Source organism: Paraburkholderia sp. J63 (assembly GCF_905220245.1).
Classification (GTDB): domain Bacteria; phylum Pseudomonadota; class Gammaproteobacteria; order Burkholderiales; family Burkholderiaceae; genus Paraburkholderia.
In genome coordinates, this window is the sequence record NZ_CAJMZF010000013.1 from 87,108 (window position 1) to 102,656 (window position 15,549).

A 15,549-nucleotide genomic window follows, 5' to 3' on the forward strand; every position below is an offset into this window, starting at 1 on the left:
CTACGCACAACGCGGGAAGCCAGCATCGCCCGCGCAACGCCGTACAGCGGTCACGCAAGCGGCGGAAACTATAAAAGTACGGAATCAACGGCCAGCCAGGCCTTTCTTGGACGGTGTCCCCATGAACGATCACCCGCAGCGCGCGGCGGTGCCCGCCGCGCAAGGTCTCTATGACCCGCAAAACGAGCACGACGCCTGTGGCGTCGGCTTCGTCGCCCATATCAAGGGCAAGAAGAGCCACGAAATCATTCAGCAAGGCCTGAAGATTCTCGAAAACCTTGACCACCGGGGCGCCGTCGGCGCCGATCCGCTGATGGGCGACGGCGCGGGCATCCTGATCCAGATTCCGGACGCGTTCTATCGCGAAGAAATGGCCAAGCAGGGCGTGACGTTGCCGCCGGCTGGCGAATATGGCGTCGGCATGATCTTCCTGCCGAAGGAGCATGCCTCGCGTCTCGCGTGCGAGCAGGAGCTCGAGCGCACGGTGCGCGCAGAGGGCCAGGTCGTGCTGGGCTGGCGCGACGTGCCGGTCGATCACGCCATGCCGATCTCGCCCACGGTGAAGGCGAGCGAGCCGCTGATCCGCCAGATCTTCATCGGCCGCGGCAAGGACGTGATGGTCACGGACGCGCTCGAGCGCAAGCTCTACGTGATCCGCAAGACCGCGAGCCACCGCATCCAGGCGCTCAAGCTCAAGCACGGCAAGGAATACTTCGTACCGTCGATGTCGGCGCGCACGATCGTCTACAAGGGCCTGCTGCTCGCGGGTCAAGTGGGCGTGTACTACCGCGACCTGCAGGATGAGCGCGTGGTTTCGGCGCTCGCGCTCGTGCACCAGCGCTTCTCCACGAACACGTTCCCGGCGTGGGAACTGGCTCACCCGTACCGCATGATCGCCCACAACGGTGAAATCAACACCGTGAAGGGCAACGTGAACTGGCTGAACGCGCGTACCGGCGCGATCGCCTCGCACGTGCTCGGCGACGATCTGCCCAAGCTCTGGCCGCTGATCTATCCGGGCCAGTCCGATACGGCTTCGTTCGACAACTGCCTCGAACTGCTCGTGATGGCAGGCTATCCGCTCGTCCACGCGATGATGATGATGATTCCGGAAGCGTGGGAACAGCACACGCTGATGGACGAAAACCGCAAGGCGTTCTACGAATACCACGCCGCGATGATGGAGCCGTGGGACGGCCCCGCCGCCATCGCGTTCACGGACGGCCGCCAGATCGGCGCGACGCTCGACCGTAACGGCCTGCGTCCGGCGCGCTACATCGTGACCGACGACGACCTCGTCATCATGGCATCGGAAGCGGGCACGCTGCCGATCCCCGAGTCGAAGATCGTCAAGAAGTGGCGTCTGCAGCCGGGCAAGATGTTCCTGATCGACATGGAGCACGGCCGCATCATCGACGACAAGGAACTGAAGGACAACCTCGCGAACGCGAAGCCGTACAAGAGCTGGATCGACGCCGTGCGCATCAAGCTCGACGAGATCGAGCCGAAGGCCGAGGACGTCGCCACGGCGCGCGCCGAAGCCGCCGCGCTGCTCGACCGTCAGCAGGCGTTCGGCTACACGCAGGAAGACCTCAAGTTCCTGATGGCGCCGATGGCGATGTCGGGCGAAGAGGCCGTCGGTTCGATGGGCAACGACTCGCCGCTCGCGGTCATGTCCAACAAGAACAAGACGCTCTTCAACTACTTCAAGCAGCTGTTCGCACAGGTCACGAACCCGCCGATCGACCCGATCCGCGAGAACATGGTGATGTCGCTCGTGTCGTTCATCGGCCCGAAGCCGAACCTGCTCGACACCAACAACATCAACCCGCCGATGCGTCTCGAAGTGTCGCAGCCGGTGCTCGACTTCAAGGACATCGCGAAGATCCGCGCGATCGAGCAGTACACGGGCGGCAAGTTCAGCTCCTATGAGCTCAACATCTGCTATCCGGTGGCCTGGGGCAAGGAAGGCATCGAGGCGCGTCTCGCGTCGCTGTGCGCGGAAGCCGTCGACGCGGTCAAGTCGGGCTACAACATCCTGATCGTCTCGGACCGTCGCGCGGACCGCGACAACGTCGCGATTCCGGCGCTGCTCGCCACCTCGGCGATCCACTCGCACCTCGTGCAGCACGGTCTGCGCACGAGCACGGGTCTCGTCGTGGAAACGGGTTCGGCGCGTGAAACGCACCACTTCGCACTGCTCGCCGGTTTCGGCGCGGAAGCCGTGCACCCGTACCTCGCGATGGAAACGCTCGCGCAGATGGCCCAGGGCCTCAAGGGCGATCTGTCGGCGGACAAGGCCGTCTACAACTTCACCAAGGCCGTGGGCAAGGGCCTGCTCAAGGTGATGTCGAAGATGGGCATCTCGACGTACATGTCGTACACGGGCGCGCAGATCTTCGAAGCAGTCGGCCTGGCCGACGAACTCGTGAAGAAGTACTTCAAGGGCACGGCCTCGAAGGTGGGCGGCATCGGCCTGTTCGAAGTGGCCGAGGAAGCCATCCGCATGCACCGCGACGCATTCGGCGACAACCCGGTGCTCGCGAACATGCTCGACGCGGGCGGCGAATACGCGTTCCGCGTGCGCGGCGAAGACCACATGTGGACGCCGGACGCGATCGCCAAGCTCCAGCACTCGGCGCGCAGCAACTCGTACCAGACGTACAAGGAATACGCGCACCTGATTAACGATCAGACGAAGCGCCACATGACGTTCCGCGGCCTCTTCGAGTTCCGCCTCGACCCGGCGCGCGCGATCTCGATCGACGACGTCGAGCCGGCCAAGGAAATCGTCAAGCGCTTTGCTACGGGCGCGATGTCGCTGGGCTCGATCTCGACGGAAGCGCACGCCACGCTGGCGGTCGCGATGAACCGCATCGGCGGCAAGTCGAACACGGGTGAAGGCGGCGAAGACGAGAAGCGCTATCGCAACGAGCTGCGCGGCATTCCGATCAAGAACGGCGACACGATGCGCTCGATCATCGGCCCCGAAGTCGTGACGGACATCCCGCTCAAGGATGGCGACTCGCTGCGCTCGAAGATCAAGCAGGTGGCGTCGGGCCGCTTCGGCGTCTCGGCCGAATACCTGTCGTCGGCGGACCAGATCCAGATCAAGATGGCGCAGGGCGCGAAGCCGGGCGAAGGCGGCCAGCTGCCGGGCCACAAGGTTTCCGAGTACATCGGCAAGCTGCGTTACTCGGTGCCGGGCGTGGGCCTCATCTCGCCGCCGCCGCACCACGACATCTACTCGATCGAAGATCTCGCGCAGCTCATTCACGACTTGAAGAACGTGAACCCGGTTTCGTCGATCTCGGTGAAGCTGGTTTCGGAAGTGGGCGTGGGCACGGTGGCCGCGGGCGTCGCGAAGGCGAAGGCCGATCACGTCGTGATCGCCGGCCACGATGGCGGCACGGGCGCTTCGCCGCTCTCGTCGCTCAAGCATGCGGGTACGCCGTGGGAACTCGGCCTCGCCGAAACCCAGCAGACGCTGGTGCTGAACCAGCTGCGCGGCCGCATCCGCGTGCAGGCCGACGGCCAGATGAAGACGGGCCGCGACGTGGTGATCGGCGCGCTGCTCGGCGCCGATGAATTCGGCTTCGCGACGGCGCCGCTCGTCGTCGAGGGCTGCATCATGATGCGCAAGTGCCATCTGAACACCTGCCCGGTCGGCGTCGCGACGCAAGATCCGGTGCTGCGCGCGAAGTTCTCGGGCCAGCCCGAGCACGTCGTCAACTTCTTCTTCTTCATCGCGGAAGAAGTGCGCGAAATCATGGCGCAACTCGGTATTCGCAAGTTCGACGACCTCGTCGGCCGCGCGGATCTGCTCGATACGCGCCGCGGCGTGGAGCACTGGAAGGCGAGGGGTCTCGACTTCTCGCGCGTGTTCTATCAGCCGACGGTGGGCGCCGAAGTCGCGAAGAAGCACGTCGATACGCAGGACCACGGCCTGGACCGCGCGCTCGATCACACGCTGATCGAGAAGGCGAAGGCCGCGATCGAAAGCGGCGAGCACGTCTCGTTCATCCAGCCGGTGCGCAACGTGAACCGCACGGTGGGCGCGATGCTCTCGGGCGTGGTGGCGAAGAAGTACGGCCACGACGGTCTGCCCGACGACTCGATCCATATCCAGTTGAAGGGCACGGCGGGCCAGAGCTTCGGCGCGTTCCTCGCACGCGGCATCACGCTGGACCTGGTCGGCGACGGTAACGACTACGTGGGCAAGGGCCTCTCGGGCGGCCGCATCATCATCCGTCCGACCAACGACTTCCGCGGCAAGTCCGAAGAAAACATCATCTGCGGCAACACGGTGATGTACGGCGCGCTCGAAGGCGAAGCCTTCCTGCGCGGCGTGGCCGGCGAGCGTTTCTGCGTGCGCAACTCGGGCGCGACGGCGGTCGTCGAAGGCACGGGCGATCACGGCTGCGAATACATGACGGGCGGCACGGTGGTCGTGCTCGGCGAGACGGGCCGCAACTTCGCGGCGGGCATGTCGGGCGGTATCGCCTACGTCTACGACCCGGACGGCGCGTTCGCCGGCAAGTGCAACAAGTCGATGGTCGCGCTCGACCCGGTCCTGCAACAGGCCGAGCAGGAGCGTACCGTGGACCGCGCACTGTGGCACACGGGCCAGACCGACGAAGCGCTGCTCAAGGGACTCGTCGAACGTCACTTCCAGTTCACCGGCTCGCCGCGTGCGAAGGCGCTGCTGGAAAACTGGGATGCGGCGCGCCGCCAGTTCGTGAAGGTGTTCCCGACGGAATACAAGCGCGCACTGGGCGAGATCGGCGCGAAGAAGGCGAGCCAGGAAGAACTGGCCGCGTAATTCCCGCGACGACGACTGAACGACGATGAAGCGCCCGCCGCGCGATACGAAAAAGTGCGGCGGCGGGCGCGGTCCCCTCACCGAATAGATATAGAGATAGACGAGAACCACATGGGCAAGGCAACCGGTTTTCTCGAGTTCGAGCGCCAGCATGAGGCGTACGAAGCACCGCTCACGCGCGTGAAGCATTACAAGGAATTCGTGGCGGCGCTCTCGGACGCCGACGCGAAGGTCCAGGGCGCGCGCTGCATGGACTGCGGCATTCCGTTCTGCAACAACGGCTGCCCGGTCAACAACATCATTCCGGACTTCAACGACCTCGTGTTCCGCCAGGACTGGAAGAGCGCGATCGACGTCCTGCATTCGACCAACAACTTCCCCGAGTTCACGGGCCGCATCTGCCCGGCGCCGTGCGAAGCGGCGTGCACGCTCGGCATCAACAACGATCCCGTCGGCATCAAGTCGATCGAGCACGCGATCATCGACAAGGCCTGGGCCGAAGGCTGGGTCGCGCCGCAAGTCGCGAAGCACAAGACGGGCAAGAAAGTGGCCGTCGTGGGCTCGGGTCCCGCGGGCCTCGCCGCCGCGCAACAGCTCGGGCGCGCTGGTCACGACGTGACCGTGTTCGAGAAGAACGACCGCATCGGCGGCCTGCTGCGTTACGGCATCCCCGACTTCAAGCTGGAAAAGTGGCTGATCGACCGCCGCATGCGCCAGATGGAAGCCGAAGGCGTGACGTTCCGCACCAACGTGTTCATCGGCAAGGGCGAGCTGCCCGCGTACATCGGCAACACCGCGAAGCAGACCATCACGCCCGACGAGCTGAAGGAACAGTTCGACGCCGTGGTGATCGCGGGCGGCTCGGAAACGCCGCGCGATCTGCCGGTGCCGGGCCGCGAGTTGCAAGGCATCTACTACGCGATGGAGTTCCTGCCGCAGCAGAACAAGGTCAACGCCGGCGACAAGCTGGCGGACCAGCTCGTGGCCAAGGGCAAGCACGTGGTCGTGATCGGCGGCGGCGATACGGGCTCCGATTGCGTGGGCACCTCGAACCGTCATGGCGCGAAGAGCGTCACGCAGTTCGAACTGCTGCCGCAGCCGCCCGAAGAAGAGAACAAGCCGCTCGTCTGGCCGTACTGGCCGGTCAAGCTGCGCACCTCGTCGTCGCACGAGGAAGGCTGCTCGCGCGACTGGGCGGTCGCCACGAAGCGCCTCGAAGGCAAGAACGGCAAGGTCGAGAAGCTCATCGCCGCGCGCGTCGAGTGGAAGGACGGCAAGATGGTCGAAGTGCCGGGTTCGGAGTTCGAAATGAAGGCCGATCTCGTGCTGCTCGCCATGGGCTTCACGCAGCCGGTCTCGCCGGTGCTCGAAGCGTTCGGTGTCGAGAAGGACGCGCGCGGCAACGTGCGCGCCGCGACCGAAGGCGAGAAGGCGTACTACACGTCGGTCGACAAGGTCTTCACCGCCGGCGACATGCGCCGCGGGCAGTCGCTCGTGGTGTGGGCGATCCGTGAAGGCCGTCAGTGCGCGCGTTCCGTCGATGCGTATCTGATGGGTAGCTCGGAGCTGCCGCGCTGAGGTGAGCGCCAAGTCTGGTTCAAGCCCGCGAGCACGTCTCGTGGGCCGTAGTGGAGCAACACGCAGTAGTTTGTGCATGGGACCCGGGTAAGCGCTGCGCTAACTCAGGTCGACACGTCAAGCCGGGCGCCCGCGAGGGTGGCCCGGTTTTTTTTCGTCGGCGAGCGCCTCAAATGCGCCGATGTTCGCCGATATGGCGCGTTGTGCGCGCTTCGCTGCGGGTTGTCACGGGCGCACCGCGCCACGCTGTCGCGTTACCATGGGACGGTTGCTCCTCATCCCGAGGCCTGCCGATCATGTCCGAAGCCCGCGAGATCGATCAATGGCGGCGCTGCTTCGTCGCCCTCGCCCCCGATGTGCCGTCGCGCGATGCGCTCGCCGCGCTCGACGTCCCCGTCAATGCGCGCCGCGTGCCCTACGCGCAACTGCATTTGACGGTGGCCTTCATCGGCGCGATGTCGTTCGTGCAGGGCGAAGCGCTGGCGCAGCGTCTTGCCGAGCACGCGGCGCCGCTGCCGCCCGCGCCGGTCACGAAGATCGAATGCTGGCCGGGGCGCGCGCAGCCGCGCCTGATGGTGGCCGTGCTGGCCATGTCGGATGCGTTCACGGCACTCGACTGGCGGGTGCGCTCTGTGATGGGCGAAGTGGGCTTGCCGCTCGATGCGCGTGCGTTCCGGCCGCATATTACGCTGGCGCGTTTTACGCGCGATGCGCACGGTGCGCCGCCCGATGGCGGTGCGCAGGCGCTGCCGCCGCTGCGGTTTACGTCGCTGGTGCTGTATTCGAGCACGCTGGCGCGGCAGGGCGCGCGTTACGAAGCGCTCGCGAGCGTGCCGGTTATCTAGTGCGCATAGAGGATTTCCGGGCAATCGAATATCGGCCCGGGATTGCCAGAATGGAGAGCGGTATTTAAAGATCAGATATTCAGACAAAGGCTTATGATGCGCTTTTGTCGATGCGGAAAGTCGACGTCAAGATTGAGCGTGAATATCGCTCAATCAAAAACGAGGATGAAAAATGAGTCGACCGTCTTTTTTTGCCGCATGGATCCCGATCCGGCGCTGCGATGGAGTAATACCTGTGCGGTCCGTATGAGCTATATCCTGAGTCAGTCGGGACTCACGTTTCCTGCTATCAAGGGGAAAACCGTTTCCGGCGCGGACAAGCGCCAGTATTTCTTCCGCGTAAAAGACCTCATCGCTTTCTTGAAGCAATTATGGGGGCAACCTGAAGTCGTCAAATATCCTCCCTCAGGCGGCGGGACGCTCGCCGGAAAGAAAGGCGTAATCTTGTTCGAGGTTTCGGGATGGTCCGATGCGGCGGGTCATGCAACGTTATTCAACGGTAGCACCTGCTACGACCATTGCTATTTCAACGAACCAGAAGCGAAATATCGCACGGACCGGGCAAACTTCTGGAGCTTGCCGTGAAGAAGTCGCTGATTGGGCTGCTAACCATTTCAACCCTCGCTTTCTGGGCTTCAATCGGCCATGCAAAGGATGAAACGCCTGAATCGCCACAGGCTGCTACGCGGACCTATGTCCAGAACTTCAAGGATATGGTTCTGGCCACGTGCATAGCGAATGCCTACAAGAACGACAAAGAGGCGGCAATCGATGCCGGGAGTAGCGTCAGCGCGTTGCGCGACTGGACTTATTACGACCTGGATAAAGCGCCGGATGCAATCAGGAAAATGGTCGATAGTTACCTGGCGCGCGATTATCACAATCCGCTGGCCGATGCGGAAATAAAGGGCGTCAAATTCGACTTGCTCAAATGCTTTGACCTGTACCACAGCAAGGAACTGGATGCGCAGGCGAGGCGGCTGGTTAGCAACCCGAATCACACGTATCGCCAGGATAATCCGCCTCCGGCGAAGCCTGACGCTCAGTGAGGTCGGGCCGCCGACGCGGTGCTTGCAATCTCTTTGCACAATGCCGCCATCCTCGCCGGACAGGACGCGGTAGATAGCCGGGAGATTTTGGCGAGGTCGTCGCTGTCGAGCGTGGAATTGATATGGTGTAGCACGAACGCTTTCAGCGGTAGATTACGTTTGATGAGCGCATTGAGTTGCGGCAGGGCAGTCCAGTGATCGACGAGCAGGCGGGCGATCGCTTCGCTATTGCCTTCGGCGATCGCGCCATCGTCGCAGTGGCCGTATTTCGTGAGCGCAAGGTTCATCTTGGCCCAGCTATCGAGGTGGTCGACCATCGCGTCTGCCGCGTTGGCGTCGCGCGGGGTACAGACCTTGCCGTAAGCCACCGGCATCCAGACCAACATGGCGATGACCGTCACGCGAAACAGCGTGGCTGCGAAAGTGCGATTACCCACGGCGACGTCCCCGCAGACCTGTGTGGCGATTGCGCCGCGATGCTGCCTGGGTGGCGGCGGCGTTGTTGTTCGTGATTTCGATGGTCGTAAGCGCGTCGCGGCGCATCAGGTTCCCGATCACACTCATCGCATTGTCGGAGGTGCGGATGCAGCCCATCGTCGGGTGCTGGGGACCCGGAAGCCAGGTGGCGTTGGCGCGTCCGGCATGGACGCCGATTCCGGGGTGGCCCGGCACACTGAAGCGCACGATGCCATGCAAGCCGTAGGGGCCGTTCACGGCCGGCACGTGAGGATGCGGTGCGACCCGGTCCTGCACGGTGTAAATGCCGTTTTCCAGGGAGCGGATTGATGCATGGCTGTCGACATTGTTGTAGGCCGCCCACGTTCCGACCGTATTACCCGTCGAATCAACGAGAGAGATTTGATGCTGGGCGCCGTCGAACTTCAGTTTGGACATTTCGGGTAGTCCCCGTGAACCGATGGGGCGGCCAAGGTAAGTTCAAATGGCCAGCCCGGCGCCGTCATCCGTGTTTCGCGCTTGCTCTGGCGCAGTCTTTCTCCGGATGACGGACACAATCCACGCTCAACCCCGCCGCCGATACCGCTCCAGCGTCAGCCCATCGAGATCGATCTCGGGCGCGCGCCCCGCGACGAGATCGGCGACCACGCGTCCCGAGCCCATCGACATCGCCCAGCCGGTCGAGCCGTGTCCGACGTTGAGCCAGAGCCCCTGCACGCCCGAGTGGCCGAGCAGCGGCGCTCCGTCGGGCACCATCGGCCGGCGCCCGACCCAGAACTGCGCGGAAGAGGGCGTGGCCGCGTGCGGGAACCAGTCGTCGAGCACTTTCATGAGCGTGTGCAGCGCCTGCTCGCGCAGCGTCGTGCGGTGATTGCCGAGCTCCGCCGTGCCGGCCACGCGCAGGTAAGGCCCGAAGCGCGTGATGGCCGTCTTGAGCGACTCGTCCATGAGCGCGGCGCGCGGCGCTTTCTGTTCGTCGACGACAGGCAGCGTGGCCGAGTAGCCCTTGACCGGATAAAGCGGCACCCGTACGCCCAGCGAAGCGACGAGCGCCGCGCTTTCCACGCCGAGCGCGACCACGACGGCGTCCGCGGCGAGCGTCTGCGGCTCGGTGTCGGCGACCTCGTTCAAGTCGGCGGGGCGCAGCACTTCGGCGGGCGCGCGGCGTTGCTCGCGCCGCTGCTCGCGCAGCTCGCGGCGGTTGTTCGCGGTGCGCCGCCCCGGCACGGGCCGCACGCGCACGCCGCTCACTTTGCCGCCCGCGGCTTCGAGCGCGAGCACTTCGGTGTCGAAGACGAACTTCACGCCCTGCCGCTCGCACACGGCGCGCAGCTCGCGCGTGAAGCGCGCGCAATCGCCGGCCTCGTCATCGGGCAGATAGACGCCGGCCACGGGCTTCGTGCGCGAGAACGCGAGGCCCGGCTCGATCTGCGCGCAGCCCGCGGCGTCGAGCTCGCGGTAGACGATGCCCGCATCGCGCAGCACGTTGAGCGCCGGTTGCGCGAGCTCGACGTCGTAGTCGCTGCGAAAGAGCTGCAGGTAGCCCTGGCTGCGCCCGTACTCGAACGCATGCTGCGCGCGAAACGCGTGCAGGCAGGTGCGGCTGTAGTAGGCGATGCGCTGCATGCGCTGCTTGTTCACGCGAAAGCGTTCGAGGTCGCATTCGCGCAGCCAGCGCGCGATCCAGCGCCACTGCGCGGCGTCGAGCGTGGGCCGGAAAATGAGCGGCGAGGTGGGCTTGAGCAGGTATTTGACGAGCTTGGCCGGCATGCCCGGCGCGGCCCAGGGCGTGACGTATCCCGGCGCGATCACGCCGGCGTTGCCGAAGCTCGTGCCCAGCGCGACGCCGGGCTCGCGCTCGATGACCGTGACGTCGCAGCCCCGTTCGCTCAGGTAATACGCAGTAGCGACGCCGATCACACCGGCGCCGAGGACGATCGTTTTCATGCCGGTCGTAGTGAGTGAGACGGGGACGGTCGGTATTGCAGCACGTTCGGGTTCATTGTGCAGTGGAGTCCGCAGAGGGGCGGGCAGGCGCGCCGCCTGTCGCCGCCGTTGCATCGGCGTCGGCCAGCACCTTGCCTTTGGTTTCGGGCAGGCACAGCGCGGAAACGATCACGAGCAGATAGCCCGCGCCGGCCACGGCGCCGATCGCCTTCACGAGCGTCGTGGTCTGCGCGAGCGTGCCCACGAGGATCGGAAAGAACGAGCCGAGGCCGCGCCCGAGGTTGTAGCAGAAGCCCTGGCCCGAGCCGCGGATCGCATTTGGGTAGAGCTCCGAGAGATAGGCGCCGACGCCCGCGAAAATGCCCTGCACGACGATGCCGAGCGGAAAGCCGAGCAGCAGCATGGCGGCGTCGGTGATGGGCAGCATGGTGTAGGCCATGCCGAGCGCGAACGAGCCGATGGCGAACAGGATGAACGACGCGCGCCGCCCGATCTTGTCGCAGAGGATCGCGCCGACGATATAGCCCGTGAACGAGCCGACGATCAGCACGATCAGATAGCCGCTCGTGTTGAACACCGAGAGATGGCGCACGGTTTTCAGATAGGTGGGCAGCCAGGTGGTGATCGCGTAATAGCCGCCCAGCATGCCGGTGCACAACGCGCTGCCGAGCAGCGTCGTGGCGAGGTGCGCGGGCGCGAAGATCTGCAGGAAATGGCCGTGCATTTCACCGCGCTCGCGGGCGCGGCGCGTCTGCAGGAAGACTTCGGGATCGCTCACATTGCGGCGCACATAGAGAATCCACAGCGCGGGCAGAATGCCGATCCAGAAGCACGCGCGCCACGCGTACTGCTCGGGCAGCAGCGCGAAGAACGCCCAGTAGAGAATGGCGGCGGCGCCCCAGCCGAACGACCAGCTGCTCTGCACGGTGCCCACGGCTTTCGCGCGGTGCTGCGGCGAGCGGATCGTCTCGGCCATCATGATCGTGACGACCGACCATTCGCCGCCGAAGCCGATGCCCTGCAGCGTGCGCGTGGCGAGCAGTTGCCAGAACGAGTGCGTGAAGCCGGACAGGCAGGTGAAGACCGCGAAGGTGGCGATGGTCCACTGCAGCACGCGCACGCGGCCGTAACGGTCGGCGAGGATGCCCGCGAGCCAGCCGCCGAGCGCCGAGGAGATCAGCGAGCTCGTCGCGATCATGCCCGCTTCGCTCTTGCTCATGCCCCAGACGGCAATGAGCGTCGGGATCAGGAACGAGTAGATCATGAAGTCGAAGGCGTCGACCGCATAGCCGCCGAAGCCGGCGTAGAGCGTGCGCCGCTCGCGCTCGTTGAGCTCCCTGAACCACTGAAAAGATCCCATCGCGTCGTCCCCATGTTTGTTGTGCGCGCAACGACCCATGAAACAGCGGGTCGCGCATGCGGTGTCCGGCAGCTCGGGCAGCGGGGAGGGGTGGTGCACACGGTGCAACAACGTGCACGACGTGCCTGTGAGGCACGCCTGGGCCCGCCGGGGCCTGTTCCGGCCCGCGTGGGGCGCCGCTGCAGGCGCTCGAACCGCGCTATTTTACGTTGCGATGCGCCGCTGCGGCCAGGGAAGATGAAAGCTGGGCCTGTCGTGAGGCAGGCGATGCCCGCCTGGGCGTGCGCCGTTCTGTGCTTCGGAGGGGCTTCGGCGCGCGCGGTCTGGTGCGCCTTGCGGCTGGTTTGCGAACTCGCTCGCGCTCGTTTCGCTGGCGCTCAGCCCAGCGTCAGGCCGCCGTCGACATGGATCGTCTGGCCGGTGATGTGGCGCGCGGCATCGGACAGCAAAAAGGCGATGAGCTCGGCGATGTCGGCGGGCTCGGCCACGCGGCCAAGCGGCGTCGCCTCGGCGGCGCGCGCCCACGCGGGCGCGTTTTCGGGCGTCGGCCCCTGGTCCTTGCGCGTGTAGCCGGGCGCCACGCAGTTCACCGTGACGCCGTGCGGCGCGAGCTCGGCGGCGGCGCTTTTCGCGAGCGACTCGAGCGCGGCCTTGGCGGCCGCGGTGGCCGCGAACGGCGCGTCGGCACGGTAGCGGTGCGCGACGAACGAACTCACCGCCACCACGCGCGCGTGCGCCGAGCGCGTGAGCGCGGGCTGGGCCTGCCGCACGAGCGCCGCAAATGCGGCAGGCATCGCGGCGAAGGTGGCGGCAAGCGTTTCGGGCTCGAGCGCCGCGAGCGCCTGGCGCTGCGCGTGTCCGGCGTTGGCGACCAGTTGATCGAGCGTGGAAAAACGCGCGAGCGTGGTTTGAACGAGCTGCGCGGCTGCGCCCGCTTTGGCCAGATCGGCACAAGCCGTCGCGCAGGTGGCGCCTTGCGCCTCGCACGCGGCCGCGACGGCGGCGAGGCGCGAGCGCGCCGCCTCGTCGGCGCCGCGCGCGTGGAGCATCAGCGCGACGCCGGGGGCCGCCAGGCGCCGGGCCAGCGCCGCGCCGATGCCGGAGCCCGCGCCCGTGATCAAGACAACGCGCCCGGCATCGGCACCGCGGCCCGCGCTCACGCCGCGACCCGCTCTTCAGGCATGCGCGCGATCTCGAGCGTCTCGTGGTGGTACGCCGCAAGCGACTCGCGGTGCGCCACGCTCACGATCGCCGCCTTCGGCAGGCGCTCCATGAAGAGCTTGTAGAGACGGCTTTCGTTGTCGGGGTCGAGCGCGCTCGTCGCTTCGTCGAGGAACAGGTAGTCGGGCTTGTGCAGCAGCACGCGCGCGCCCGCAAGCCGCTGCTGCTCGCCCGGCGAGAGCACGCGCGTCCAGTGCGCCGACTCGTGCAGGCGGTCCGCGTAGTCTTCGAGGCGGCACGCGCGCAGCGCTTCGCGGCAGTCTTCGTCGCTGTAGTCGTCGGCGGGCGAGGGGTAGGTGAGCGCGGCCTTGAGCGTGCCGATCGGCAGATAGCTCTGCTGCGGAATGAACATCATGCGCGCGTCCACGGGCGCGTCGATCGAGCCCTCGCCGAACGGCCAGAGGCCCGCGAGCGCGCGTATCAGCGTGCTCTTGCCCGCGCCCGACGGCCCGCGCACGAGCCAGCGCGAGCCGGGCTTGATGGCGATGTCGCGCACCTCGGAGAGCGGCGTGCCGTTGGGCAGCGCGAGCTTCAGATGCGCGGTGGAGAGGGCATTGTTGTCGATGTAGTGCAGATTGATGCCGCCGTGCTCGGTGGCGGGCGAGACCGACTCTTTCAGACGCGGCGACTGCACCACACGCACGAATTCGCGCAGACGGTTGATCGTGGCGCGCCATTCGACGAGGGTGGCGTAACTGTTGATGAACCACGAGAACGAGTCGCTCACGGTGCCGAACGCCTGCGAGATCTGCATCAGCACGCCGAACGTGAAGGCGCCCGCGAAGTAGCGCGGCGCGGCCACCACGAGCGGGAAGATGATGGCGATCTGGCCATAGAAGCTCAGCACGAAGGTGAGGCGCTTCGTGTACTTCATCACGCGCCACCAGTTGTCGCGGATGTGCTGGAACAGGCCCTGCGTGTTGCTGCGCTCGGTGTCCATGCCGTCGTAGAGGGCGATCTGCTCGGCGTTCTCGCGCAGGCGGATGAGGCCGAAGCGGAAGTCGGCCTCCACTTTCTGTTGCTGGTAATTGATCGACACGAGCGGATGGCCGACCTTCTGGATCACGAGCGAGCCGAACACGGCGTAGAGCGCGGCGGCCCAGACCATGTAGCCCGGAATCGTGATGGGCGTGCCGCCCACTGCGAAGGTGAGCGCGCCCGCGAGCGACCACAGGATCGTGATGAACGAGACCAGCGTGACGACCGTCGAGAGCAGGTCGAGCGTGAGCGAGAGCGTGGTGGTGGCGAACGATTGCAGGTCGTCGCTGATCCGCTGGTCGGGGTTGTCGGCGAGGCGGTCGCGCTCGATGCGGTAGAACGCGCCATGGCCGAGCCATTCGCTCAGGAAGCGCGTGGTGAGCCACTGGCGCCAGCGAAAGCCGAGCATCTGGCGCAGATACCGCCCGTACACCGCGAGAATGATGAAGCCGAACGCGAGCACGGTGAAGATCATCAAGAGGTGCGGAAACTGTTTGACGTCCTTGCTTTGCAGGGCATTGTAGAAGTCCGCGTTCCAGCTGTTGAGCCGCACGTTGATCCAGACGACGGCGAGATTCATCGCGATGATCGTGACGAGCAAGCCCCAGGCGATCCAGCGTTCCTCGGACACCCAGTAGGGCTTGATCAGACTCCAGGCCGTGATCTTGTGATGCTCGTTCTGATCCGGCGTGGCGCGGGGAGTGAGGTTGGTCATGTGCGTCCTGATGTTGTGCCGGCCCGCGGCCGGAATAGACGATACCCGCCGTTTGCGGCGCCGTGGCGCTGCGATTGTGGTCCGAACCGCTTAAGCGAGACTTAATGGGCCGCGCGTGGCGTTCGGGCGCCTTGCGCGAGGTCTTGCAAGCGACTGCGTGTGGGGTGCGACATTGTCTCACTGCCCGCGCGCACCGGGCGGCTCGCTCTCCGTCCGGGCATTGTGCCAGAGCAGAAATTACGCGCCGCCGCCGCGGTTTGCGGCCCGCGCGTCTTTTGTGGTCTAATGACCGCTGACGAAACAGGGGTGCTTCACCGGTATGCCGGGCATGCCAAAGTGAGGCTGAGAGAGACCCTTCGCACCCGATCCGGGTAATACCGGCGCGGGAAGTTTCCGGAAAGTCTTGCTGGCGCCACAGTTCATATTGTTCAGTCGATTCGGCTGAATTCGTTCGGGCGTCCAGATTCCCGCCGGGCAGCATGTGCGGCGCATGTCGAATTTGCGCTTCACGTCGTTTGCACGGCCGGCCTTGCCAGCCGGTTTCGTCCTTGGGTACGCATGCTTGTTTGCCGTACGGA

The 15,549-nt window shown here is 65.5% G+C and carries 11 protein-coding genes and 1 riboswitch; of the genes, 5 read left to right on the forward strand and 6 right to left on the reverse strand.

Annotated features, from left to right (window positions below; all coding sequences use genetic code 11):
• Nucleotides 1–121: 121 nt before the first annotated feature.
• The 5 genes from U5775_RS16390 (at nt 122) to U5775_RS16410 (ending at nt 8,294) form a co-directional block, all read left to right on the forward strand.
• Nucleotides 122–4,822 (forward strand): glutamate synthase-related protein, encoded by a 4,701-nt coding sequence (locus U5775_RS16390; RefSeq protein WP_322059141.1) that lies wholly within the window; start codon nt 122–124, stop codon nt 4,820–4,822.
• Nucleotides 4,823–4,933: 111 nt separating this feature from the next.
• A complete protein-coding gene (locus U5775_RS16395; RefSeq protein WP_322059142.1) occupies nt 4,934–6,400 on the forward strand; it encodes a glutamate synthase subunit beta in 1,467 nt (488 codons plus the stop codon).
• A 296-nt stretch (nt 6,401–6,696) separates the two neighbouring features.
• Nucleotides 6,697–7,245: an RNA 2',3'-cyclic phosphodiesterase gene (gene thpR, locus U5775_RS16400; RefSeq protein WP_322059143.1), complete on the forward strand. Its 549-nt coding sequence runs from the start codon at nt 6,697–6,699 to the stop codon at nt 7,243–7,245.
• 138 nt (nt 7,246–7,383) lie between these two features.
• Nucleotides 7,384–7,830 carry a type VI secretion system amidase effector protein Tae4 gene (locus U5775_RS16405; RefSeq protein WP_322059144.1) on the forward strand — a complete coding sequence of 149 codons (447 nt, stop codon included), beginning with the start codon at nt 7,384–7,386 and terminating at the stop codon, nt 7,828–7,830.
• Nucleotides 7,827–8,294, forward strand: a complete 468-nt coding sequence (locus U5775_RS16410; RefSeq protein ID WP_322059145.1) for a type VI secretion system amidase immunity protein Tai4 — start codon at nt 7,827–7,829, stop codon at nt 8,292–8,294. The genes U5775_RS16405 and U5775_RS16410 overlap by 4 nt, the downstream gene beginning before the upstream one ends.
• Here the strand turns inward: U5775_RS16410 and U5775_RS16415 are convergent.
• The 6 genes from U5775_RS16415 to U5775_RS16440 form a co-directional block, all read right to left on the reverse strand.
• Complete coding sequence (locus tag U5775_RS16415; RefSeq protein WP_322059146.1) at nt 8,288–8,731, reverse strand: hypothetical protein; 444 nt, start codon at nt 8,729–8,731, stop codon at nt 8,288–8,290. The two genes, U5775_RS16410 and U5775_RS16415, sit on opposite strands and share 7 nt — an antisense overlap.
• The gene (locus tag U5775_RS16420) at nt 8,724–9,188 is read right to left on the reverse strand and encodes a hypothetical protein (RefSeq protein WP_322059147.1); all 465 of its coding nucleotides are present in this window, start codon (nt 9,186–9,188) and stop codon (nt 8,724–8,726) included. The genes U5775_RS16415 and U5775_RS16420 overlap by 8 nt, the downstream gene beginning before the upstream one ends.
• A 126-nt stretch (nt 9,189–9,314) precedes the next feature.
• The gene (locus U5775_RS16425) at nt 9,315–10,697 is read right to left on the reverse strand and encodes a D-amino acid dehydrogenase (RefSeq protein WP_322059148.1); all 1,383 of its coding nucleotides are present in this window, start codon (nt 10,695–10,697) and stop codon (nt 9,315–9,317) included.
• Nucleotides 10,698–10,749: 52 nt separating this feature from the next.
• Entirely contained in the window at nt 10,750–12,057 is a 1,308-nt protein-coding gene (locus U5775_RS16430) for an MFS transporter (RefSeq protein WP_322059149.1), read from the reverse strand.
• A 377-nt stretch (nt 12,058–12,434) separates the two neighbouring features.
• Nucleotides 12,435–13,217 carry an SDR family NAD(P)-dependent oxidoreductase gene (locus U5775_RS16435; RefSeq protein WP_322059150.1) on the reverse strand — a complete coding sequence of 261 codons (783 nt, stop codon included), beginning with the start codon at nt 13,215–13,217 and terminating at the stop codon, nt 12,435–12,437.
• Complete coding sequence (locus tag U5775_RS16440) at nt 13,214–14,971, reverse strand: ABC transporter ATP-binding protein/permease (RefSeq protein ID WP_322059151.1); 1,758 nt, start codon at nt 14,969–14,971, stop codon at nt 13,214–13,216. The genes U5775_RS16435 and U5775_RS16440 overlap by 4 nt, the downstream gene beginning before the upstream one ends.
• 292 nt (nt 14,972–15,263) lie before the next feature.
• A riboswitch (TPP riboswitch) is annotated at nt 15,264–15,377 on the forward strand.
• The last annotated feature ends 172 nt before the right edge of the window (nt 15,378–15,549 follow it).

Bases quoted from the DNA above. Each gene is read 5' to 3' on its own strand.
- U5775_RS16390 (WP_322059141.1), top strand. From the start codon at position 122: ATGAACGATCACCCGCAGCGCGCGGCGGTGCCCGCCGCGCAAGGTCTC.
- U5775_RS16395 (WP_322059142.1), top strand. From the start codon at position 4,934: ATGGGCAAGGCAACCGGTTTTCTCGAGTTCGAGCGCCAGCATGAGGCG.
- U5775_RS16440 (WP_322059151.1), bottom strand. From the start codon at position 14,971: ATGACCAACCTCACTCCCCGCGCCACGCCGGATCAGAACGAGCATCAC.
- U5775_RS16420 (WP_322059147.1), bottom strand. From the start codon at position 9,188: ATGTCCAAACTGAAGTTCGACGGCGCCCAGCATCAAATCTCTCTCGTT.
- U5775_RS16430 (WP_322059149.1), bottom strand. From the start codon at position 12,057: ATGGGATCTTTTCAGTGGTTCAGGGAGCTCAACGAGCGCGAGCGGCGC.
- thpR (WP_322059143.1), top strand. From the start codon at position 6,697: ATGTCCGAAGCCCGCGAGATCGATCAATGGCGGCGCTGCTTCGTCGCC.
- U5775_RS16425 (WP_322059148.1), bottom strand. From the start codon at position 10,697: ATGAAAACGATCGTCCTCGGCGCCGGTGTGATCGGCGTCGCTACTGCG.